The following is a 21919-nucleotide window of genomic DNA, read 5'->3' as shown; positions in this document are numbered from 1 at the left end:
GCTGCGTCGTGAGGAGAAATTGCCACCATCCGAGCGAACGAAAAAGCTGGATAATATCGCAGATTATCGTCGAAAAAATCGAACGATGGAGGCAAAGAAAAACCCGCGCTTTTGAGGGCGCGGGTCCGACTGGAGGGTCGAGAAATCAGATGACGGAGAGCAGCCCTCCATCCACCAGGAGCGCGGTGCCCGACACATAGCTCGACAGATCAGAGCCAAGGAAGGCCACAGCATCTCCGACTTCCGCCGGTTTGCCAAGCCGGCGAAGCGGCGTCCTCTGGCGAAAGCCCTCGGAGGCCTGGGCGATACCGGGGCTCGTGCGAAGAAGCTCGGTGTCGATGGTGCCGGGTGCGACTGCATTGACGCGGATACCGTCGGGGCCAAGAGCGTCGGCCAGTGATTTGGCCATCAGCACAACGCCGCCCTTGCTGGTCGAGTAGGCGACGGTGATGCCGGCGCCAGAGATCCCGCCCATGCTTGCCATGAGGACAATGCTGCCCTGCTTGTTGAGTGCTTTCATCTGACGCGCAGCTGCCTGCGCGCCAAACAGCGGGCCATCGAGATTGACAGACATCAGGCGGCGGTAATCGTCTTCCGGAACCTCCGCCCCGTCTGTCTTCAGCGTAATGCCTGCATTTGCGACCATGACATCGACGCCGCCGAATTCTTCTGCCGCCGCAACGAGGGCGTCGTTGTCAGCCTTGCGGCTGACGTCTGCTTTCACGAAAACGGATTTGGCCCCCAGTTTTCTGATCTCGGAGGCAGTTGGTTCACCGCCTTCGCGCGGTGCTTCCACCACGTCCGAGACGATAACTGCTTTGGCGCCATGTTCGGCAGCCCGGATGGCGATTGCACGCCCAATGCCGCTCGATGCGCCGGTTACAATCACGACCTTGCCGTCGAGAATGTTACTGTTGCTCATTGTGGTGATCCTTAATGTTCCGGCACTTTGGGGGCCGAGGAGGGCAGGGCGTCGAGTTGCTGCAGAAGATAATAGAGGTTGGCGACACCCCAGTGTTCTACGATCTGGTCGTTGCGAATGCGCATGGCATCGACAGTTTCGAACTTGATCTGGCGGCCCGTTGGCGCGATCCCAAGGACGACGCCCTTATGTGTGCCGTGATAAGTCTTGAAGGTGGTGACGATATCGCCATCGACCGCTTGCCAGTGGATCTCGGCGTGGAAGTCCGGGAAGGCTTCTCGCAGCGCGTGATAAAGGCGACGCGCTCCTTCCTTGTCTGGCGTCCCGCCCGGCTGCGGCGTGTGGTCCAAAAAGTCGTCGGCGAAAAGCTCGTCAAAAAGCTCGAAGTTGCCGCCAGACTGCACTTCGAGTGTGTTGCGGCGGACGACTGCTTTCAATGCTTCAGATTGGTCTGACATGGGATTTTCCCTTTTAAGGTTCGGTGTCAGAGTTCAAAACCACCGATCGTCATGCCGCCGTCGACGGTCAACATGTGTCCGGTGACATAGGAGGCAGCGTCGGAGGCAAGCCAGATTGCTGCGGCCGCGATTTCCTCCGGCTTGCCGCCGCGTTTGGCAGGAATGGCGTTCTGAGCGAGTGCCGCAAACGCCGGGTTCTGGTGGCTGTTCGCAGCGACCATGGGCGTTTCCGTCCAGCCGGGCGCAATCGCGTTGACGCGGATGCCGTGCGCTGCATTCTCCATTGCGGCAACCCGGGTCAGCCCATGCACGCCGTGCTTGGAAGCTGCGTAGGCACTCATGCCTCCGGGTCCGGTCAAAGCCGCAACCGAAGCCGTGTTCACGACCGAACCACCGCCACTGCGCCTGATCAGAGGGATCTGGTACTTCATCCCGAGAAAGACACTCTGGAGATTGACTGCGATGACCCGCTGAAAGTCTTCCAACGGATAATCTTCAATACGTTTTGCAGGGCCGGTTATCCCGGCATTGTTGAAGGCCGCGTCGAGCCGACCGGATGCGGCATCGATCTGTTCAATCCATCCGACGACCTGAAGTTCGCTCGCGACATCGAGCTCGGTTGTGAATGCCCGGCCATCTTCGGCGCGGATGAGCTCTGCCGTTTGGGTGAGACCCTCGGCATCGCGATCAGCCAGATGCACTGTCGCGCCGTCGCGAGCGAGCCCAAGTGCTATCGCTCGACCGATCCCAGAGCCTGCACCGGTGACCGCGACGACCCTGTTTGAGAAAAGCGAGAACATGACTTCTCCTTGCCAGCCGATCGCAGTCGGCTGGTCTGGTTGGAGCTGAGTTTTAAGAGTGAGTTAGGCGGGTTTAGTTGCGGGCAGCGACGAGTGCTGCGGCTGTGCGGGCGACGATTTCGCCCTGATGGAAGGCACCGGCGAGATCGATCTGCGAAGGCTGGCGCGACCCGTCGCCACCGGCAACTGTCGTTGCCCCGTAAGGAGCGCCACCAACAATTTCTTCACTGCTCATCTGGCCCTGATGGCTATAGGGCAGGCCGACAATGATCATGCCAAAGTGCATGAGGTTGGTGATGATCGAGAAAAGGGTGGTTTCCTGGCCGCCGTGCTGGGTGCCGGTCGATGCGAACGCAGCGCCCACCTTGCCGTTGAGAGCACCCCGTGCCCACAGGCCACCGGCCTGGTCGAGGAAGGCCGCCATCTGCGACGACATCCGCCCGAAACGTGTGCCGGTACCGACGATGATCGCGTCATAATCCGCTAGTTCCGCGACTGTCGCAATCGGGGCGTCCTGGCTGATCTTGAAATGAGCCTTTTCGGCAATTTCGAGTGGGACAGTTTCCGGGACACGTTTGATCGTAACGTCGGCGCCGGCGCTTCTTGCGCCTTCAGCGATTGAGCCTGCCATTGTCTCGATGTGGCCGTAGGACGAGTAGTATAGAACGAGAACCTTGGTCATTTTGCTTTGCTCCGTTGGAGTGGGTGAATTCGATGGAGGCAACATCTGCTTTTTCATCATTCGATAAAAGCTGCATAATTTTGTCCATTACGTTCGATTTTATCGAGCGATTCCGTTGTCGAAATCAGTTTTGCCTTCCCTGAGGAGTGTTCAGTCTTTCAGCAAGTTGAGCGCGACCAGCGCCTGGCCGAAATGCTGAAGTGAACCGGAGGCTTTGAAACTGCCAAGGTCGGACGGCGCATAGCCCAAACGAGCGATCAGGTCCGCTACCTTCTTACTGGCCTCTGGAAAGTTACCTGATAGGAAGAGAACGCGCCTTCCGCTCGCTTTCACCGGATCGGCAGCCAGGACAGCGGCCGGGAGGGTGTTGAACGCTTTCACGAGCTGAGCGCCAGGGAAGAGATCGGAGACAATTTCCGAAGACAGCCGGCCACCAAGGTCACGCGGTTTGAAAGCAGGAAAGTCGATAGCATTTGTCGCATCGACGATCGTGCGGCCATCCCACGCAGTCTTTCTGCTGGCGACTTCCGGCACGGCGTCGTAAGGCACGGCCAGGATGACGACGTCCGAGTTAAGAGCCTGATCGAGCTCGACCGCTTTCACTTTAGCGCCAAACTTGTCCGTGACAGGCTGAAGCGACGCCGGACCGCGTGTGTTGGCGATAACGGCGTCAACGCCTGCAGCATGGAAGCGTTCAGCAAGTGCAGAGCCGATCGCACCAGAACCGATGATTGCATAGGTAGTCATTGTATTGCTCCTTGATTAGATGGGGTTTCAGTTGAAGTTGTCGGGGAGGGGAATAAACTCGTCGTCGCCCGGCACGCCGGGGAATTGTCGTTCGCGCCACTGGTCGGCAGCATGGCGAATGCGCTGTTGATCCGTGGCCACGAAATTCCAGCGGATGAACCGCTTTTCAGGAAGCGGCTCGCCTCCGAATGCGAGAAACCGGGCTGGCTCGTTCGCCTTCACCACGATCTCCGCGCCGGGCTTGAACACGATAAGACGATCCGGGCCGTAGGTTCCGTCCTGCCCGATGATCTCGATCGTACCGCTGACGACGAAGATCGCTCGCTCGATATGCTCACCGTCGATCCTGTAGCGTGCTCCAGCCTGAAGCTGGATTTCTGCAGAAAAGAGGTCAGAGAAGGTGCTGGCAGGTGAGCGCCGTCCGTGCAGCGTGCCGGCGAGAAGCTTCATATCGATGCCCTCACCATTGATCGTCGGCAGTTCATGGGCGCCGAGGTGCTGAAAGAGTGGTGCAGTCTCTTCCGATTGTTTGGGAAGAGCGATCCAGCTCTGCAGGCCCGTGAGTTTTCCCCCGTCCTTGCGAATATGGTCCGGCGTCCTCTCCGAGTGGACAATGCCGGAACCGGCGACCATCAGATTGACTTCCCCGGGGCTGATCGACTGCACGTAGCTTTCGCTGTCACGATGCAGCAGCTCACCTTCCAGAAGGTAAGTGAGTGTTGAAAGGCCGATATGTGGGTGAGGGCGGGTATCAATTCCCTCACCAGCACCGAACCGCACGGGTCCGAAACTGTCGAGGAATATGAATGGCCCGACCATTTGGCGCATGGCCGCAGGCAGCGCCCGGCGAACGGAGAAGCCTCCGAGATCACGGGTCGAGGGCAGGATAACCTGCTCGATGTCAGCGTTAGACAAATAGGACATTGTCAGCTCCGGCGGTTGAATTCGATGCAATGAAGGTAGGCCCCCTAGACGTTTCGGAAAACTCAGATAATTTCGGCGAAAACGTTCGAGGAATTAGAAATGTCAGACCCAGGCCAGCCGACGCTGGATCAGCTTAAAGTCTTCATTACCGTTGTAGAGACGGGGAGCTTCGCGGCAGCTTCCAGGAAGCTCAACCGCGCCACGTCTGTGATCAGCTACACGATTGCCAATCTCGAAACGCAATTGGGTGTCACGCTCTTCGACCGGCTCTCAACGAAGAAGCCGCAGCTGACACTGGAGGGGCGGACGGTCCTCGCCGAAGCTAAGAGCGTTGCCCACGGCATCGATAATCTTCGAGCCAAGGTGAAGAGTATGCTTCGCGGCGTAGAGCCGGAGGTCCACCTTGCGCTGGATGTCATGCTACCTGCCGCCCGAGTCATGGACGCCTTGAAAGCCTTTCGAAAAGAGTTTCCGAGCGTATCACTTCGTCTTTATGTCGAAGCTTTGGGTGCGGTCACGCAGATTGTTCTCAACCGTACAGCAGCGATCGGCATCAGTGGCCCGCTCGATGTCGAGATCGCGGGCCTGGAGCGCATCGGGGTAGGTTTCGTCAAACTCATACCGGTCGCTTCACCGGATCATCCGTTAGCTGGCGGATCTCACCCTCCGGGCGCGGCGCGAGGACATATCCAATTGGTCCTGACCGACAGATCGCCTCTCACTCAGGGCCACGAGTTTGCTGTTGTCGGGAACCATACCTGGCGCCTCGCGGACCTTGGCGCCAAGCATATGCTGCTCAAGGAAGGCATTGGCTGGGGCAACATGCCTGAACCAATGGTGAAAGATGATATAGAGACAGGGCGCTTGGTGCACCTTGATCTTCCTGACTGCAAGGGCGGTCCTTACCGCCTTCAGGCTGTTTACCGAACGGACACACCTCCAGGACCGGCCGCCCGCTTTCTGATCGACCATTTCCAGAGCCAAGATATTGATGATCCGATAGCGGCTGGTTAGACTTTGGGAAAAGACGCGACCGAACAGTTTTGGCGTGTCGATGCAATTACAGATTACCGCCCGCATCGCCCGGGGACGCAATGTTACCGTCAACGAGATGGCGTTTCCGCTTGACTGTTGTAGGTCAACTCGCGACCGAGAGATAAAGCGTAATACTTTTCATCGTAGCGACCCGCCGGACTGCCACAGTGCGGGCGGTGCTCAGCGCGCAGCGCAAATTCCCATTTTTTCAGGCGCTTAGCTGATATGTCTTAAGGTCGAAGGTTCGCATCCATTAGCCGGAAATTGGTCGTGCAGCGCCATCAGCTTGAACTCAGGCGTTGTCTGTCCAAAAGCGGTGCATAGTTCATCTCTCGAGAATCTGGTCGGGTTTACGACCATGGTATAGCTTAAGTGCGTCCGCCGCCCATTGTAAGGCTGCCGTCAGACCTGGGCTATGCCTTCGCCGACAGCGAGCTCTGCACCCGTCGTGAAACTGCTTTCTTCGCTTGCGGGGAAGAAGGCGGCCGCGGCCACCTCTTCAGGCCTGCCCATATGTGCGAGAGGGATCATGTTCGACACTGCATCCCGCACCCCTGCGAGCCGCTCGGATACAGTTTTTTCATAACGAGCTTACATCGCTATCGCTCAAACCTGATCTCCGCAAATGGCGTTACTGGCAGCAAGGACACCCTTGCCGGAAGAACGAGAGACCGGCGATGAGACCGGCCTCTCGAGCGTGCGGTGCCAGTACATCCGTGGTCACCGAACAAGATCAACCCAGTTTCGACCTCAGCATGTCAAGATGGTCGATATGCTCCTTGATCTGCCCGCGGGCCAGCTTCGTCACGTTAAGATGCTCCCGGTTCTGACCGACTTTCAGGTAATCCTCCTGGATCGCCAGCAACTTCTTGTGGCCGTCGAGCTGTGCGGAGATATACACCTTGTCGAATGCGGCTCCGCTTGTAGCTTTCAGCTTCTGGAGGGAAGCCTTGCCCTCCGCGTCGAGCATCGCCTGTACCTCACTGTCAGAGGGCGGCTTGAGAGCGCCTTCGGGTTTGCCGTCCATCTCCATGGATTTGAGGATATCGCCGATCGTCTCCTGCTCGGCGACCTCCCACTTCGCGAATTCCTTCACCATGGGATCTGACGCCTTTTCGGCAGCGACGCGGCTTGTGGCAAGGGACAGCGAACTGACCTTCTTCGTCTCGTCGGCGTGCTTCTTTTCGGCTTCGCCTGTGGTCTCTTCCGTCTGCGCGAAGGTAGCGGTGGAAGAAAGGAGGACGGGCAAAGCGGCCGTCGCGGCAATTGCAGTCAGCATTTTACGGCGGTTCATGAACATCTCCCGGGTTTGTGGAGATCCTCGAACATGACCGATCAGCGAAAGTTCCTTGACCGCCGGTTTCCCCGTCTCGATGCCTAAGCCGTGGGCCTTCGACCTGCCCGTACCTCAAGAGAACCATACAGCTCAACGTTTCTCACGCAACCTTGCCGATCTTGTCAGGCATCGCGCTGGCTCTCAGGCTATTCGTGCAAACCGCCCGGCTGTCTGCTCCGATCGTCCAAGGGCAGCTTTAAGTCGCCACCTAGGCTATCCAGCAATGACGACAGGCGCTCATAGGCTTGTTTGGTAGGCTCTTTAGCATCAGCACTCATTTGGGCCATATGGTCCTGAACCGCCCGATAAAGGAGGTCGCGGATTTCCCGAGATCGCTTTCGATATTCTTTCTCTCTTTGCCGTTCGACATAATCCTACTACTGATCGCCAAACTGCTTAGCCGAGGGCATGCTCGATCCGTTCCACGTGATGCTTGGGCACCACGGCATTGTCCTCCTCAGCCGCAGCAATCTCCACAACCGTCAGCCCGGTCGCAATTGCGAGCTCTTCTAGGTTGTAACCCTTAGCGAGTCGGGCGGCACGACGGCTTGCTGCAGAACTGCTCAACGATTTCACAATCTGATGCATGTCTTGATCTCCTTGAATTTGCCAGGAAATGCAGGAGGGCCTAACGAGTTCCGTGCTACTGCGAAGCGTCGCGGCCACCCTCCAGCCTAAGCCGGCGAAGGCGCTCAGTTTTTTCCGCGCGCAAACGGCGTTCCTCTTCAGCCGCATCGGCCGCAACCTTGTTGGTGTGTTCAAAAATCGCCGTGCGTTCTTGCACGGTCAGTTTGTTCCTGAGCCGGCTTACCATGACAATCATCCTTGAGTGTTTCCTCATAGATGGGTGAAAGGGAGATTGCTCACAATAGGTCGGAGCTCGCCGTCTGCTATCGTACAGGCGCTGTTCGCGGCCTTGTCTCGTCAGTGCCCTGGAACCACATTGGGGGATCAAGGCGTCGTGTATACAGCAAAGTCAAATGATTTCACGCTGATCGATGGCCAGTTCCGCCCAAGAGCACACCAATGTCTCGCTCGGACTCTCGGAGAAGCGCGTCACCCTAGTTGGAGAGGCGCACCATCATCATTCTCAAGTCTCCGAGCTCATCGGACATTGAATACTTCGGCATACGTTCAAACATGCCCAGATAGTCCGGAACTCCCAGGGTCGAGCAAGGTTTTCACAGACGTTCATCATGTGGGAACATGTCCAAAAAGGAGTTTTATGATGTCTAATGCTACCGGAACCATCATCGATGGAGACTCTGACCTGTACAGCGTTTGCTTTGAACATTGCCTGAATGAACAAGGTTGGCGGAGGATTGCTGAGAGTAACCAGCAAATATGCCCGGTTTCAAGCTACTGAAATTCAATATGACAGGAAGCTCGCGACAGCAGCATCAGTCAATCATGATCCGGCTTGACATGGTCCGCTTACGCCAGGAGCCTGCGATGAACCCCATACGGACGGAGTGAAGGAAATGGCTCAGTCGATTGTGGAGTTGCGTAATGTGGTGGGTACGGAAGCAGCAGTCGGCTGGGCTGGTGGCCATACCATCGTGGTCGATAGGCCGGAAGGCAAGGCCGGTGGATTGGGCCTCGGCTTCAACGGCGGGCAACTGCTCGCTCTGGCAGTAGGAGGTTGCTATTGCAATGACCTCCGATATGTGGCGCATGATCTAGGTGTCGAGATCGGAGAAATAGCAGTGACGGTCCACCTGGAACTGGACGGTGCGCCTCTTGTCGCCACCAACGCCGTCCTCTCCGTAAGATGCACGACACTGGATGGCTCCGATCCTAAGACCCTGATTGATCATGCATGGTCGATCTGCACGGTAGCAAATTCTCTCCATCGTGGCGTCCCGACCACGCTCAAGGTCGCCTGATAGCTCGCTGGCTCGAGGGCGCTGACCCTCGCCCGGCGTCGATGCACGGCTGCCAATAGTGCGGAGGTGACGGTACCTCTACGGAGAGGCTAACCGAGCTCGCAAACGGCGTCATTCGTGAAGGCGCTGGCATTTTTGCGAATTCAGTCCTTTCTTATGAGCTCACGCCCAATGCGCTTGGGGGCTTCGCTGCGTAGAACGATCGCCGAGGCAAAATATGACTGAGCTCATCCATCTTAAATGAAGTTCCGCAGATCGAGGTGTACCAAGTCGAAAGTGATGAGGAGCCTGGTGGTGTCGGGGAGGCAGGGATCGCGGCGGCGGCGGGCGCGCTGGGCAATGCGATCTTCTCTACTACGAGACGACGGCTTCGCTCGCTTCCTGTGATCGAGCATCTGACGTAAACGCTTAGCGCGCCTTCTGCGACAAGATTGCCGCACCAAGGAACAGCGCTCTTGAACGCTTTGGCTAGTCCAGCAGCGTCGGCGATGCTCCCTGTACTCTACGGCATCCTCTCGCGCGGATTGCCGTAGAGCACTCGACCTCAGCGGCTACCTGCGCAGGGGGCATTATGTCGGTTGGGAAGTTCTGGTACGAAACAGCGGTAAGAACCGATAAATGGCCAGCGTGGCAACTGACGTAGACCGGCCGTCAGACGTTGCTGGGAAAGGGCCGCCGTGCACCATCGCCGGGGAGACCTCGATGCCAGTGCCGAAGCCATTTACGAGAATGCGCCCGGCCAGCATTTCAAGACGTGGCAATAGGCGGCGCACCTCAACTTGGTTGTCGCCATCCAGTTGAAGTGCAATGTTAAGCTGCTCTTCTAACGCATCAAGAATTGCATCTAACTCGCTGAAATCTTTGCAACGGACTACTTGCGGGGATTACCCAGCGCTCAGTACAAGAAGAAATCGGGCATCGAGCCCGCTTTCTTCTTCCGGTCGCGATACGGAGAGGTGGGGTCTGCTCAGAATGACGAATGGCGCCGTGAGGAAGTACCGGCTTCAAGAACTTCGCGGCCCCCTCCAATTTTCAGGAGCCACCCTGAAGGAGGCCGCCAGAAAATCGGTTCCTCCGCTTGCCGCCTGCGGCGGTCGCTGAAGCGATTCTTGACCCCGCCATTTCCTCACGCCCCGCGGCGTCATCTTTCTCAAACGTCAAGGAGATGACGATGCTGCTGGAACAACTCATCGAAGAACTGCGCGCCGAGTTGCGAACGCGGTCTACAAAGATGAACGCGAATGGATTCTCAAAGAGCTTGCTGACGCTGAGCGCCAGCTTGCTGAGAAAGAGGCTGCACGCGATGCCATGGTTTCCGCAGAGCCGCCCCTCTAGGCCGGCTCCCGCTTTGCCTCAACGCGGGTCATTGCAGCTATCTAAGAATACCGTACCCTGCCGCAAAACCCGGGGAAATAAGTGTCGTTTTAATCGGGACTATTGCGAATTCAACCCTTCTTTATGAGCTCACGCCCGATACGCTTGGGGGCTTCGCTGCGTAGAACGATCGCCGTGGTAACCGAACCATAGCGGGCAACGGCATCGACGATGCTTTCCAGCTCGGCTGGTGAGGGCACGATCACTTTGAGATGGAAACAGTCTTCTCCAGTCAGTCTGAGAACCTCAATGACCTGCGGCATCTGCGAAAACTGCTTCAGGCACGTTTTGATGTATTCATGCGTTGTGTGCAGGCGGATGATCGCCATCATTCCAAGCCCTATGGAGGCCGGATCGATGACAGCCCTGTAGCCGGTGATGATACCCCTTTCCTCAAGCCGCCTCAGACGTTCTGACGTTGCCGGCTGAGAGAGACCGACCCTTCTTCCAAGTTCGGAGACGCTGATACGTCCGTCGTCCTGCAGGATTTCGATCATGTTCGTCGCAAACGTTAGGATTTGCGACTTAAGTCGAAATCGTGATCAGCTATAAGCGTGGCGGCAGAAGCCGCCAATATTGGGCTTAGGGGCACTCGTTTCCTAGCGTCGGCTCACTTGTTGAGCGTGTCCTTCAGCGCCTTTGCAGGCTGGAAGGCAAGTTTCCGCGCAGCCGGAACCTTGATGGTCGCTCCCGTTCCCGGATTGCGGGCCTCGCGCTCCGGCGTGTCCTTGATTTTAAACTTGCTGAACCCTGGTATCGAGGTTTCCGCGCCCAAAGTAGCAGCCGCCGTAATGGACGCGAAGACGGTCTCGACAATCGTCTTCGCCTGCGCTTTGGTCCTGTTCGGAAGCGATCTTGCCGGCGTTTCATTGGTCGTGGTCATGATGGTTTCCTTGTTAATGACGGGAAACCCTTTGAGCCGACCCGGCGATTGTGATGTGCCGATGCTCTGCGAAGCGATGCCCCTGACGGTGTTTCCACGCCTTCTCACCGCGCGATAACCTCGTTTGCTCTTCTGAAGCACCAGTTCGAGAAAACGGGATATAGCTTCCTTCTCCGTGCCAAACATTTCTGTCATCTCTTCACCTGCCTTACCGATCCGTCCGCATGTCCGTACCAACGCGGTTTCTCCGAACAGGGTTTGCTGGATCGCAATACGGCGCGGTGCGGTAGCAGTATGTGGCTCTGGTGCTTTCGTGATCGCCTTCGAGGACCGTCAAAATCCTCGCCCGATAGCTGCCGTCCACCATCGGAGCGTCGACAATCGGCATTCGCGCGAAGCTCACGCCGACGATATACGATCGTGCTTGTTCCCTTCCGAAGAGTAGACGTTCAAGGCTCGACAGTCAGATGACCGATAAGCTTTGAGTGCCGTCTCTCTATTCATCCAACAGGTCAATAAGCCCCACGACGCTCGGTCATCTAATTCGGATATGGAAGGCCGCGCGGAGACGAGGCGCGGCCTTCCACACACAGCGCCTGGGGCAAAGCAAATCCCCCAGACGCTGTCTGCCGCCCCCCTGGAGGTGAGGAACTGGCGAACAGATCATCGTCACGTAATAATTTGCGAGAGCCCCTCAAGGCTTTTTGCAAGCATGGAGAGCCCCAGTATGATAAGCAGAATGCCAGCTCCACGGTTTGCCAATGAAAGTACCTCGTTGTTTAGTCGCTGTCTCAACATCGACACCGCAAGCGCGAGCAATGACCACCACGCTAGTGAGCCGACAAACACCCCGATCGGCAAAAGCCCACCTGGAACTGCGATCTGGCTGGCAAACGCGGTGAGGCTGGCTGCACATAGTACGGGAGTTACCGGATTGAGAAATCCAAAGCAGATCGCGCCACAATAGGTGCGTCCGAAGCTGGACGGCGTCCTACCCTGCGCGACGAAAACGAGGTCCCGGCGCCAGAGCCGAGAGGCAAAATACAAAAGGAGCAATCCTGCCCCAAAGCTTAGGAGGCTGTCGGCTCCAGGCTGGCTCATCAGTGCCAGGCCTCCCAGCAGTGCAATGCTGCTATATGCGAAATGTACCGTCGCGACACCGACCCCCGCCGCGATCCCGGTACGTATCCCCTCACAAAGTGTCCGTTCGACACACATCATACTTGTAGGCCCAAACGGTATTGCGATTGAAAGCCCAGCACCCGCACCTGCTATAAGGCATGCCATCCCACTCATGGTTTCCCCCAACCTTGCACGGTGGAGTAAACCGGAGCTTGCGGGACTTTATTCGCACCGGTCAGAAATTTTCTTAAGACTTGCCAGCAAGCCGCTTTCGATAGAGTTCGGCGAAGGTTGTCAATTCACCGGGATTGAGATCTGAGGCGGCCCAATAGGTCAGGTCGCCTTCTGTCCAGTTTACGACATTGGTTCCGTTGAAAACGTCCTGGGCGGACATTGCCCGTCTGGTGGAATCTGTGACCGTCACGCTGATCGTGTGCTGCCGGCGCCTGTAAACCATGACCGGAACCGGTGTGCGGCCGATAATATCAATGCGCCCACCGACAAGTGGAAAGCCCTCGACAGAAAAATCCGGTGCGGTCGGCGCAATGGTTGTCTTTCCATTGAACCAAGGTTTGACGACATGGCCTTCCGATGAGGCGATGTCGAAGGGTTGGGGAGCGATCAATCCTCTCAGGTGTGCGGCGAGAATTTCGTTCTCGATTGTGGATCTAGCCATTGTGTCGCCTGTGACGCGAGCCAAATAATTTCCACCGAGACCACCTCCAACAAGCCCAATCAGCAGCGAGGCTGCGATCGCCCAGCGTGCGTTGGGTGTGTCTACCTGCTTCAATCCCGGCTCTTCGGCAGAATTTTCCTGCGCATTACCAACAGTCAGTTCCGGAGACAAGGAAGCTAGGATTGTGCCGCGCAGCCGCTCTGGCGCGGGTTCCCCTGGAAGGACATCGACAAGTGCCGATGATAGGCCAGAAAGTTTGCGTGCGATCTCGGCAAGCTCCGGTTCCCGCTCCAGCCGTTGCTGCATTGAAAGCGTCTCGCCGGGCGACAGTTCGCCGTCATGGAAGGCATTGAGCAGCAGGAGCGTCTCGTTGTCGATCGTCATTGCTCCGTCTCCTTCATACGCGACAGAAGCGACTGCCTTGCCTTGGCAAGACGCGACATGACCGTGCCGATAGGTATGTCGCTGATGACGGCAATCTCCCGATAACTTAGTCCATGAAACTCACGCAAGACCAGCGTCTCTCTGAGATGGAGAGGCAAAGTTTCTACGGCTTTTTGTAATTCCGCCGATCGCTGCTTGGCAAGAAGCAGGTCTTCTGGGGTTGGAACGGCGCTGTTCATCAAACCGCCAGTTTCGATTTCCTGCAGGGCGACTGGTGAAAGATCCTCAAGGAATACGAGCTTTCCCGGACGGTGACGTTGCAGCCAGGAATAGGCAACGTTACGAACAATTGTCAGAAACCAGGCCCTCGCGTTACCTTCGGCGAAGCCCTCAATCGCTCGGTACGCCCTGATGCAGGCCTCTTGCATCACATCTTCCGCATCGGTCGCACTGCCTGTCAGCCATCGTGCGAGGCGATAACCCTCGTCAATTCTCGGCAATACGATCTGGGCAAAACGCGCCTTGGCCAAGGTCGTCATCGGTTTGCGGAATCAATGAAAGAACGCATTGCATTGGCCTTTCGGTCAAATAGCGGCACCTGACAAACGGAAATGGCGCTGAAATTTTCACTGGAGTCAATGCGAATGTGGCGGCGTGGTTCTTCGGTCTTGATGACTGTAGCGCGTCCGCATGATAGCAGTTCGCGCATCAGGCATTAGGAAGATTAGGTTTGCCTACCCAGTTTGATATGTTTTCCGACGATCTTCGTGGTGAAACCGAAGCTTCACTGCGCCAGCGAGGCAAACTGCCGGCTGGCCGACAGATGACGGAGGCCGACATGGTCGCGCATCTTTCAGCCTCCGGACGCTATCGCATTTTGGAAAAGCTCGTGCCGCGCGTGACGACGGACAATATCCGGCCTGGTTTTCCTCTCAAAGGTATCATTCTCGACACCGAGACAACAGGCCTCAGTTACCGAAGCGAGGAAATCATAGAGATCGGTCTGATCGCCTTTACCTTCGACGAGCGGGGAGGAATAGGTGACGTGACTGGCGTGTATGGCGGCTTGCAGCAACCCGCGAAACCAATCCCTACCGAAATCACTAGGCTGACCGGTATTACGGACGAGATGGTTTCAGGTCAGATGATCGACATGCGGGCTGTGCGCGCGCTGGTCGCGCCGGCCGATCTCATCATCGCTCACAATGCCGGTTTCGACCGGCCGTTCTGTGAGGCTTTTTCGTCGGCATTTTCCGACAAGGCTTGGGCATGTTCGAACTCGGAGATCGACTGGTCGGCGCGGGGCTTCGAGGGCACCAAGCTTGGTTATCTGATTGGCCAGGCTGGTTATTTCCACGACGGCCACAGGGCAGTCGACGATTGTTTCGCCCTGCTTGAAGTCCTTGATCGGAGGATCGATGCCAATGCTGGCAGTCCATTCGCGGAGCTATATCTTAACAGTCAGAAATCCCGTGTCCGCATCTTTGCCGAAAACAGCCCATTCGATCTCAAGGATCACCTCAAAGCTCGCGGTTATCGGTGGTCGGACGGTAGCGAAGGAAGACCGAAATCCTGGTGGATTGAGGTGGATCACACCGATCTTGACGGCGAGCTCCACTACCTGAGGACCGAAATCTACCGCTATCCGGAAGCGGATCCGCCGATCAGGTTCCTGACAGCCTTTGACCGTTTTCGTGCGTGACGGCTCGAAATTAGGCAGCCGACTTTAGAGATATGCGTTGTTCTCATGGCTGGACTGCGGTAAGGTGACTAACCCGTCGTTTTGGATGCTGTATAAGTAATCCCAACGAAGCGACTTACCTCCTCCCCCAGGGCTTCGTGTTTCAGGTAACCCGCTCCCTTCTTCGAGGTTGCCAGAGTGAACAGCGGCACTCCTCCTCCCAGTCGCTGTTCGATTATTTTCGAAAAGCCTGCCGCTCCTCCTCCCGCGGCGGGCTTTTTCGTATTCGTTTACGTCCTGTCACCTGGATTGTCGCGCCGTTCTTTTTATTGATCCGCCATCCATCCTGACGCGGCGGTATTGCCCGGTGCTTCATCAAACACCCACCCCCTACGAGCTTTTTCAGCGCGATGAGATTGGGGCCTGGATTTGGACCCGGTGCCTGCCTTCTGAAAAGATCGAGCGCCTATCATGCCGGCGTTAGGGACAAAGTCGGGGGACTTAGGACGCAATTGCTTTTTCGTCACATCGCTGTTTTGCCAAAATTGGTGACGCCGAGTGGCGTCTACCTTCGTGTGAGAGTGCCAGACACGGTCATCCCAGATGCCGACGCTGCGTAATTGATTGAATTACTGGAGTTTTTGGTTATGATAACCGATGCAGTCTTGCCATCGGCTGGCTGGGCATAATCGAACGTAACGCGATTGCCAGAGGCGCGTCCGTTTCTAATCTGATAGTCCCCTGTTCCATTGTGAGCATGAGAGCCGCCGCTGACCGCACTACCGTTAACGTTCAATGTCAATGTCATCCCGGCTTTCATGAAGAACATGCCGACTTGCCCTTCCCAAGTGCCGTTGAAGAAGTGCGACCCTGCCTCTTCACTTGAGCTAGTGCCGTCCCCTTCATCGTATGAGGTGCACTTTCTGACTTTTATGTCGCTTTTCTTTATAGGGGATGTGCCCGACAAGCTCTCATTCTCGACGCCGCTGCTGCGGATGATGGAAGTGTAGGGCGTGGAATTGACGTAAAATTCAACTTTCGAGCAGGCGCCGGCTGAACTGGTGACTTTGAGCTCGGCACTATAGCTTGGCTTCGACCCACCTGATTTCAGAATTTCTATTCGGCCGACGCAGCCACCGGTCGGCTTTTCAAACTTGCATTGAGCTTGCGCATTCATGGCCGTCATTAAGACGAAAGTGATGCCCAAGCCCGCGGTGATCGTCTTCATCTTCTTCTCTTTCGGTACTGCGAGCCGGCTGTCCGGCTATGTCGAATTAGGGATGCATTCTGATCTCTAGTCGTTCATCCCCCATTCGGGTGATGTCGAGGGTCTCGCAGCTGTTCATCCAACGCTAGTTAGGTATTCCTCTACATGCTGAAATCCAGTTCCGGCTGATCCTCACTGTCGCCATCGTCTTGGGCGCCCGTGAGCGATGAAAGGGTCACCCCGAGTAATCGCACCGATCGCCTGAACGGATAGACCGTCTTGAGCAGCTCCGAAGCTGCATCGAGAAGATCTTGGCCGGTTGAAAAGGGCAGGGCACCGGTTCGGCTTCTGGTGGCCTGGTTAAAATCCGAGTATTTTATCTTCACCGTTACCGTTTTGCCGGAGATGCGTTTGGCCTCGCAATAGGTCCAGACTTTGTCTGCAAGCGGCTTCAATTCGCCGGTCGCACGGTCGATATCGTCGATATCTCGACTGAACGTGTCCTCGGCGCCGACCGACTTGCGCATCCGATCCGGCTGTACCCGGCGATCATCGATGCCACGAGCGATGCCATAGAAATAGGGGCCCGACTTGCCAAACTGCTGAGTGAGGAACTGCAACGACTGAGCCTTCAAGTCCGCGCCAGTTTCGATGCCAAGCTTATGCATTTTTTGTGCTGTAGCCGGTCCGACGCCGTGGAATTTCTTGACGGCAAGCCCCTCGACAAAGGCGGGACCATTCTTGGGCGTGATGACAGCCTGGCCGTTTGGCTTGTTGAGGTCAGACGCCATCTTGGCCAGAAACTTGTTGTAGGAAATGCCGGCGGACGCGTTGAGCCCGGTCACTGCTTTGATCTTGGCTCGTATCTCCAGCGCGATCTCGGTTGCAATCGGCATCTGTTTCAGATTTTCGGTCACGTCGAGATAGGCTTCGTCAAGCGACAGCGGCTCGATTAGCGGGGTGTATTCGGCGAAAATTTCCCGGATCTGCTGCGAGACAGCACGATAAACCTCGAAGCGAGGCTTTACGAAAATCAGCTCAGGGCATTTGCGTGCGGCGGTAACCGAGGGCATTGCCGAGTAAACACCGAATTTCCGTGCTTCGTAACTGGCAGCCGCAACGACGCCCCGTGCGGCAGCACCGCCCACCGCCAGCGGCTTACCGCGAAGGTCCGGGTCGTCTCGCTGTTCCACCGACGCATAGAAGGCGTCCATGTCGACGTGAATAATCTTCCGGATGGCGGGGGAGGTCATAGGGTCCACCGATCCCTCAGCAGCTGGTGAGCACTGGCATCACGCTCGACGCTCCTGGTGATCGTCATGCTCGTCTTCTTCGATCGGTCGGCATTCGCCGCCCGGTCCCCAGACGGTGTCCCAGTAATCGGCCTCGGCGTCCGCAAGCTCCTGATCAAACTTCGGATAAGGACGGGTTTCATCGGGCAGTTCCACCCAGGCGGTATCGTAGGCAAGCGATGTCCCGACCTGCAATTGAACTGCTTTAGATTCCGGCCGGTCACATGTCTCATAAAGGTACTTACCGAATTTCAGGAGCAGATCAGCGGCGCCCGGCGAAAAGTAGTAGACCAGCGGCTCCTCTCGGCTCCGGTAGAATGCGGCGATATCCCAGTCGAAGCTTTCCAGATGCGGCAGAAACAGCTCCAGATAGTGATGCTGGACAGCCAGATGGAAATCACGTTCCGACATCGACGATTTTACAGGGTCGAGTTTGAGCCATCTCATGTCCGTATCCTCCCAATATCGAAGAGAACAAAGTAAGAACAATTGCCGAAAGAGTCAAATAATTAGAAGGCCTCCTCAGGACAGTTTCGGTCACTATAGCATTGGTTGCTCGAGGGGCTCACCGTCTTTCGCAGCGATCGACGAAGCACAGGCTCGCGCGACGGGATGATCTGGGAGTGCGCCCGCAGTCGCGGGGTAAGCGTTTTTGCCTCATCCCAGGGGCTTTTCGTCAAGACCTCGACGTCCTCTTGGGTCAGGAGAAGCATCGGCATGGGTTTCTCGTGGATTGGTTGGCGGGATGAAGCGCTTGCCATTGAACTCAGGCAGCTGAACCGGTCACGGCTTCGGCGATGTTTTACTGATAGAAGGTAACCGCTGTTCTGATCCCACGTTGTCCTCGCCGCCCTGATCTGTGATCGCCTATCCAGGGACGATCAACGAGAGTTTCTCCATTGAGAGTACATGGGTGGTTCTCACGACCAGGAATCCTGGCGTGAGGTTCACCGGCACTGGCCGGACGAGTTAAAGGCGCGGATCGTTTCGGAAGCCTTCGGCCCGGCGCGATGGTTGGCCGCTTTCGGATCCTCTGATGATGTTGACGAAGCCAGCGTATCCACGCTGCCGAACCGCTCCTTTGCCAGAGCAATGGTTCGCACGGCGGTCTCCTCCATCGAAACATCGCCCTCCAGCGTGGCGATCTCGCTTCCAGCCAGATCATGCACCGAGGGGTTCTTGTCGGTAGCGACGACACTTACGCCGCGCTGCCGCAGTAGCTTTACGGTCTCGCGCCCGATACCACGGGCTGCGCCGGTTACGATGGCGACCTTGCCACAAAGGCTCCAGCTCTGTGGAATTTCGTTTCGTTCGGATGTGTTCGGCATGTCAGGCTCCTTATGGAAGGCAATCGTACCGGACCTCAACAAACTTCAGAATATCATCCAAACTAACAAAACTTGTTAACCCAGCCACATAATGGTAACCAGAGCCATGACCGCTCATCTTGCCAGCCACGAATTGCACCAACTGCGGGCCTTCCTGGTGGTCGCGAAACATTTGAGTTTCAGCAGGGCCGCGGAAGTGCTTGGCATTACGCCATCGTCTCTGAGCCAGACAGTCCGCAATTTCGAGGAAACAGTGGGCTCCCAGTTTTGCACAGGACTACGCGCAGCGTGTCCCTGACCGAAGCGGGCACCATCCTTTTCGAACGCGCCAGTCCTGCCGCGCTCGAACTGAAAGCGGCGGTCGAGCAGGCCCGCAGGGCGAGCCTATCAATCTCAGGCACCGTTCGCGTTCACGCAATCCGTTCAGCCTCCCGCAAATACATCGAGCCTATCCTGGCGCGTTCAGCGAGCGTTACCCGGATGTCGTTGTCGATCTGACGGTGGACGACACGGCGACTGACCTGGTGGCGGGAGGCTACGATGTGGCTTTGCGCGTCGGGGAAGTGATCGAAAGGAACATGATCGCTGTCCGAATCGGGCCCGAGCTAAGGCAGGTGGCCGTAGCTACACCGGAATATGTTGAGACCCACGGGCAACCGGAGCATCGCCGCGATCTTCTCCAACACCGATGCATACGCTGGCGCTGGCCAGGTCGTTCAACACCCTATGCCTGGGAGTTCTTCGAAAACGGCACATGGTTCGACGTCGTTGTCGATGGCCCTCTTATCGTAGACAGCAGGGAAGCCGCGCTCGGCGCGGTTTTGAACAGCATCGGTATCGGTTTCGTCATCGAGGACACGGTCACCGAACTGTTTCACCAGAAGCAGCTTGTTAAGCTGCTCGATGAATGGAGTGCGCCTTTTCCTGGACTCTACGTTTGTTATCCCGATCAGCGACATATGCGAGCCGCTCTACGCGCCTTTATCGATACCGTCCGATCTGAAGCTTGACGTCGGCACGACGTTTAGGGCCGAATCCTACCTTTCAGTGGTGGTTATTATGCCGAGCTTACCAGGCGGCTTCACCGGAAATCTCGGGCTTGGCATAGTATCCGGCTCGGGATAAGTCAGGGATTTGCATATCGACACTATGAAGGTGAAAAGCCGGAATTTTCAGTGATCCGATTTCACCGGTTCATCGGTACGCGGCTCGTCTCAGTTTCAAGGCCATTGGTAAGCTGGCCGGCTTCCAATTCGACCGAAATGCCTGCCTCTACGGCAGCCTGAACAAATGCTTGTCGTACTATTTCAGTTCCCAATTGACCTTGCAGGCAGTCGAAGCAAGCCTTTACTGCTTCATAAAATCGATCCCCTTCATCGCCTGGCCAATCGGTAAGCAGCTCCTCGGCCGCTTCTTCGACGGAACTGATGATGATGTCATCAATTCCCGTCTTGAGTTTCAACCTGACGGGTGGGAAGTCGTGCGGCATGTTTTGTTTCAAGACGCAATCTTTCTGTTCATCTTGCCTTACGATCAAGGAGCAATAACCATACCAGTCGGGAATGTGGCTCAGAACGCGTCACCCGCATAGAACCGGTCGCTATCATTGTCGGGCCAATTACCGAGAAGTTCATCAGCAGCATCCTCAACGCAGTTGATGACGACATCGTTCGTGCCGGGATCGACGATCAGCCTGATTGGCTGAAAGTAATGCAACTCGTCTTTTTCCAAGACATTCCCTCGATGCAGATAGCGTTAGAAAAACTCCATTTACGAGAGAGTGGCCCTCACCGCTGCGTTCCGATGTCTTCGCCCAATGGACCGGACAGAAGTCCTAAACCAGGCCCCTCAAATCCAAGCGTTTGGTAAATACTCACACACCATGTGGGGCTTGGATCTTGGCAAAGCGGTATGTACCAAGCGTATTACAAACAGGGCAATCTAATGCAGCAACATTGCAATGCCGAGGCTAGACGCCGCATCGAAAACGCCCCAAATATCGGAGGTACCCGGAGGCGATCATCCTCATACTCCCATCGCCCCGAGCCCAAGGGTGAGTTCGACGGGGCTGAAAACCAGTTCAAGTCGTTTGGATCAGGAAGATCCAAAATCCGGCACTCGCGATCATCGTATGCTAAGCACGATTACTACTAGACTGAGCCCATACCTGAATTCGGAGGGATGTCTTTTCACGTGCCGGTGCTGATGCCGTAAACTGCAATCCCGATCCACACGAAAGCTGCGATAGCTGCTAAAATCGCCAGGAGCGTCAAAGCAGAGCGTCCGAAAACCGCTTTCTGCTGCTGCTTTGCTACTGGTTCTGTGTGGTTTTGTAGGCTTGGCTCATCTTGTGGTCGCATAAAGGCCTCCTGAGATAACGGTAACAAGAGACAAAGCTATTAGTTCCTTGTTCTCGCTTCGCATCGAGATGAGCGGGGAAACATTGTTACTCTCCGGAAGTTCGCTTGCGGTAGGGCGCGATAGCGGAAACAACCAAAATGATGAAAGCTCTCACGGCAGTAGCGCTATCGATTGGCCTTACAACATCGGCCAATGGCGCAGAGTTCGAGTGGTGGCAATAATAGCGGTAACGGCGGAAAAAGCAGCGGAACCAGCAGCGACAGCAACTCATCCGGCAGCAACAATTCGGGCGGCAGCAACACCGATGGCAATCGAGGGGCTGATCGGTGTGGCTCGAACACGAACTGCGGTGCTCCGGGCGGCACTCAGGGCGCTGCGCAGTCTGAACAGAACAACAACACAAGTACCAACCCCGGCGCCGGACAGGCGGGCACGCCCTGCTGAGACCGGGCCGGCAACGCTCAATACGTCCAAACGGAGCCTTTGTCGGGTCGTCAATGTCCATAAATTATGAGGAGCGGAGGAGGCGGCAGGTAACCGTCGCCATTCCTCTATCAGCGGCAGACGCAGGTTGTTTACATCATTTGGATGGCTGCATCGCATTCGGTTGATGCAGCAACATGTCAATTGGCTAGATAAAGGTCGTTGAGAAGAGACTAGCCTCCCTTGTATCTCGACCACCGATATAGTCGCCATGTGGCGGCAAGGTTGAAATGTCCGACGATTTGCAAAATAGAAATGTCCAACTGATCGCCATACGGCACACCGACCAGCCCCGATCTGAGCGGCTGATCCCGCTTGCAAGATCAGATCGGGGCGGG

At 56.4% G+C, this 21919-nt stretch carries 28 protein-coding genes and 2 pseudogenes; 6 read left to right on the top strand and 24 right to left on the bottom strand.

Features of this window, described 5'->3' with window-relative positions; all coding sequences use genetic code 11:
* Positions 1–145: 145 nt before the first annotated feature.
* The 6 genes from ACI3K0_RS26090 to ACI3K0_RS26065 form a co-directional block, all read right to left on the bottom strand.
* A complete protein-coding gene (locus ACI3K0_RS26090) occupies positions 146–922 on the bottom strand; it encodes an SDR family oxidoreductase (protein WP_062579293.1) in 777 nt (258 codons plus the stop codon).
* An 11-nt stretch (positions 923–933) separates the two neighbouring features.
* A complete protein-coding gene (locus ACI3K0_RS26085) occupies positions 934–1380 on the bottom strand; it encodes an ester cyclase (RefSeq protein ID WP_404946535.1) in 447 nt (148 codons plus the stop codon).
* A gap of 26 nt (positions 1381–1406) precedes the next feature.
* On the bottom strand, positions 1407–2180 hold the full coding sequence (locus tag ACI3K0_RS26080) for an SDR family NAD(P)-dependent oxidoreductase (RefSeq protein ID WP_404946534.1): 774 nt from the start codon (positions 2178–2180) through the stop codon (positions 1407–1409).
* A 73-nt stretch (positions 2181–2253) separates the two neighbouring features.
* Positions 2254–2862: an NAD(P)H:quinone oxidoreductase gene (gene wrbA / locus ACI3K0_RS26075; RefSeq protein WP_112651751.1), complete on the bottom strand. Its 609-nt coding sequence runs from the start codon at positions 2860–2862 to the stop codon at positions 2254–2256.
* Positions 2863–3012: 150 nt separating this feature from the next.
* A complete protein-coding gene (locus ACI3K0_RS26070) occupies positions 3013–3609 on the bottom strand; it encodes an NADPH-dependent F420 reductase (RefSeq protein ID WP_404946533.1) in 597 nt (198 codons plus the stop codon).
* Positions 3610–3636: 27 nt separating this feature from the next.
* Entirely contained in the window at positions 3637–4533 is an 897-nt protein-coding gene (locus tag ACI3K0_RS26065) for a pirin family protein (RefSeq protein WP_183688064.1), read from the bottom strand.
* A 99-nt stretch (positions 4534–4632) separates the two neighbouring features.
* On the opposite strand from ACI3K0_RS26065, the gene ACI3K0_RS26060 reads away from it, so the two are divergent.
* Positions 4633–5547 carry a LysR family transcriptional regulator gene (locus tag ACI3K0_RS26060; RefSeq protein WP_404946532.1) on the top strand — a complete coding sequence of 305 codons (915 nt, stop codon included), beginning with the start codon at positions 4633–4635 and terminating at the stop codon, positions 5545–5547.
* A gap of 423 nt (positions 5548–5970) precedes the next feature.
* Here ACI3K0_RS26060 and ACI3K0_RS26055 read toward each other — a convergent pair whose 3' ends face one another.
* The 4 genes from ACI3K0_RS26055 to ACI3K0_RS26040 all read right to left on the bottom strand — a co-directional run bounded on the left by ACI3K0_RS26055 (position 5971) and on the right by ACI3K0_RS26040 (position 7718).
* Positions 5971–6120, bottom strand: coding sequence for an SDR family oxidoreductase (locus ACI3K0_RS26055; RefSeq protein WP_353654219.1), 150 nt, complete (start codon positions 6118–6120; stop codon positions 5971–5973).
* A gap of 181 nt (positions 6121–6301) precedes the next feature.
* Entirely contained in the window at positions 6302–6862 is a 561-nt protein-coding gene (locus tag ACI3K0_RS26050; RefSeq protein ID WP_404946531.1) for a DUF4142 domain-containing protein, read from the bottom strand.
* 438 nt (positions 6863–7300) lie between these two features.
* Positions 7301–7492: an XRE family transcriptional regulator gene (locus tag ACI3K0_RS26045; RefSeq protein ID WP_183688661.1), complete on the bottom strand. Its 192-nt coding sequence runs from the start codon at positions 7490–7492 to the stop codon at positions 7301–7303.
* A gap of 55 nt (positions 7493–7547) precedes the next feature.
* Positions 7548–7718: a hypothetical protein gene (locus ACI3K0_RS26040; RefSeq protein ID WP_183688659.1), complete on the bottom strand. Its 171-nt coding sequence runs from the start codon at positions 7716–7718 to the stop codon at positions 7548–7550.
* Positions 7719–8385: 667 nt separating this feature from the next.
* On the opposite strand from ACI3K0_RS26040, the gene ACI3K0_RS26035 reads away from it, so the two are divergent.
* Positions 8386–8790, top strand: coding sequence for an OsmC family protein (locus ACI3K0_RS26035; RefSeq protein WP_148148825.1), 405 nt, complete (start codon positions 8386–8388; stop codon positions 8788–8790).
* Between the two features lie 558 nt (positions 8791–9348).
* Here ACI3K0_RS26035 and ACI3K0_RS26030 read toward each other — a convergent pair.
* The 7 genes and pseudogenes from ACI3K0_RS26030 to ACI3K0_RS26000 form a co-directional block, all read right to left on the bottom strand.
* Positions 9349–9665: pseudogene (locus tag ACI3K0_RS26030) on the bottom strand (aldehyde dehydrogenase (NADP(+))); the annotation flags it as partial.
* Between the two features lie 570 nt (positions 9666–10235).
* On the bottom strand, positions 10236–10661 hold the full coding sequence (locus ACI3K0_RS26025) for an Lrp/AsnC family transcriptional regulator (protein WP_206827478.1): 426 nt from the start codon (positions 10659–10661) through the stop codon (positions 10236–10238).
* Positions 10662–10774: 113 nt separating this feature from the next.
* Positions 10775–11047, bottom strand: coding sequence for an HU family DNA-binding protein (locus ACI3K0_RS26020; RefSeq protein WP_404946546.1), 273 nt, complete (start codon positions 11045–11047; stop codon positions 10775–10777).
* A gap of 114 nt (positions 11048–11161) precedes the next feature.
* Positions 11162–11314 (bottom strand): annotated as a pseudogene (locus tag ACI3K0_RS26015) (WGR domain-containing protein); the annotation flags it as partial.
* Between the two features lie 402 nt (positions 11315–11716).
* Positions 11717–12334 carry a LysE family translocator gene (locus ACI3K0_RS26010; protein WP_286194955.1) on the bottom strand — a complete coding sequence of 206 codons (618 nt, stop codon included), beginning with the start codon at positions 12332–12334 and terminating at the stop codon, positions 11717–11719.
* A gap of 82 nt (positions 12335–12416) precedes the next feature.
* Entirely contained in the window at positions 12417–13229 is an 813-nt protein-coding gene (locus tag ACI3K0_RS26005) for an anti-sigma factor (protein ID WP_206827480.1), read from the bottom strand.
* Positions 13226–13768: a sigma-70 family RNA polymerase sigma factor gene (locus ACI3K0_RS26000; RefSeq protein WP_404946530.1), complete on the bottom strand. Its 543-nt coding sequence runs from the start codon at positions 13766–13768 to the stop codon at positions 13226–13228. The genes ACI3K0_RS26005 and ACI3K0_RS26000 overlap by 4 nt, the downstream gene beginning before the upstream one ends.
* A 284-nt stretch (positions 13769–14052) precedes the next feature.
* Between ACI3K0_RS26000 and ACI3K0_RS25995 the strand changes: the two genes are divergently transcribed.
* Positions 14053–14931 carry a 3'-5' exonuclease gene (locus ACI3K0_RS25995; protein ID WP_286194956.1) on the top strand — a complete coding sequence of 293 codons (879 nt, stop codon included), beginning with the start codon at positions 14053–14055 and terminating at the stop codon, positions 14929–14931.
* A 544-nt stretch (positions 14932–15475) separates the two neighbouring features.
* Here the strand turns inward: ACI3K0_RS25995 and ACI3K0_RS25990 are convergent.
* The 4 genes from ACI3K0_RS25990 to ACI3K0_RS25975 all read right to left on the bottom strand — a co-directional run bounded on the left by ACI3K0_RS25990 (position 15476) and on the right by ACI3K0_RS25975 (position 18737).
* Positions 15476–16138 carry a hypothetical protein gene (locus tag ACI3K0_RS25990; protein WP_404946529.1) on the bottom strand — a complete coding sequence of 221 codons (663 nt, stop codon included), beginning with the start codon at positions 16136–16138 and terminating at the stop codon, positions 15476–15478.
* Positions 16139–16278: 140 nt separating this feature from the next.
* Complete coding sequence (dinB, locus tag ACI3K0_RS25985) at positions 16279–17370, bottom strand: DNA polymerase IV (RefSeq protein ID WP_183688203.1); 1092 nt, start codon at positions 17368–17370, stop codon at positions 16279–16281.
* A gap of 39 nt (positions 17371–17409) precedes the next feature.
* Complete coding sequence (locus ACI3K0_RS25980) at positions 17410–17856, bottom strand: hypothetical protein (protein WP_404946528.1); 447 nt, start codon at positions 17854–17856, stop codon at positions 17410–17412.
* A gap of 500 nt (positions 17857–18356) precedes the next feature.
* Complete coding sequence (locus ACI3K0_RS25975) at positions 18357–18737, bottom strand: SDR family NAD(P)-dependent oxidoreductase (RefSeq protein ID WP_206827485.1); 381 nt, start codon at positions 18735–18737, stop codon at positions 18357–18359.
* A gap of 91 nt (positions 18738–18828) precedes the next feature.
* Between ACI3K0_RS25975 and ACI3K0_RS25970 the strand changes: the two genes are divergently transcribed.
* Genes ACI3K0_RS25970 through ACI3K0_RS25960 form a run of 3 tightly spaced genes read left to right on the top strand, consistent with a single transcriptional unit; the run spans position 18829 to position 19747 of the window.
* Positions 18829–19035, top strand: coding sequence for a LysR family transcriptional regulator (locus tag ACI3K0_RS25970; protein WP_404946527.1), 207 nt, complete (start codon positions 18829–18831; stop codon positions 19033–19035).
* Positions 19026–19235, top strand: a complete 210-nt coding sequence (locus tag ACI3K0_RS25965; RefSeq protein WP_286194946.1) for a hypothetical protein — start codon at positions 19026–19028, stop codon at positions 19233–19235. The genes ACI3K0_RS25970 and ACI3K0_RS25965 overlap by 10 nt, the downstream gene beginning before the upstream one ends.
* A 2-nt stretch (positions 19236–19237) precedes the next feature.
* Positions 19238–19747, top strand: coding sequence for a LysR substrate-binding domain-containing protein (locus ACI3K0_RS25960; RefSeq protein ID WP_404946526.1), 510 nt, complete (start codon positions 19238–19240; stop codon positions 19745–19747).
* 176 nt (positions 19748–19923) lie between these two features.
* On the opposite strand, the gene ACI3K0_RS25955 is transcribed toward ACI3K0_RS25960, so the two are convergent.
* The 3 genes from ACI3K0_RS25955 to ACI3K0_RS25945 form a co-directional block, all read right to left on the bottom strand.
* Positions 19924–20226, bottom strand: coding sequence for a DUF982 domain-containing protein (locus ACI3K0_RS25955; protein WP_206827486.1), 303 nt, complete (start codon positions 20224–20226; stop codon positions 19924–19926).
* Between the two features lie 80 nt (positions 20227–20306).
* Positions 20307–20453, bottom strand: coding sequence for a DUF982 domain-containing protein (locus ACI3K0_RS25950; protein ID WP_148148861.1), 147 nt, complete (start codon positions 20451–20453; stop codon positions 20307–20309).
* Between the two features lie 473 nt (positions 20454–20926).
* A complete protein-coding gene (locus tag ACI3K0_RS25945; protein WP_183688196.1) occupies positions 20927–21097 on the bottom strand; it encodes a hypothetical protein in 171 nt (56 codons plus the stop codon).
* Positions 21098–21919 lie beyond the last annotated feature (822 nt).

Origin of the sequence: Rhizobium sp. ZW T2_16, assembly GCF_044987325.1 — a bacterium.
Classification (GTDB): domain Bacteria; phylum Pseudomonadota; class Alphaproteobacteria; order Rhizobiales; family Rhizobiaceae; genus Neorhizobium; species Neorhizobium cellulosilyticum.
This window is presented reverse-complemented; position numbering and strand designations above follow the sequence as displayed.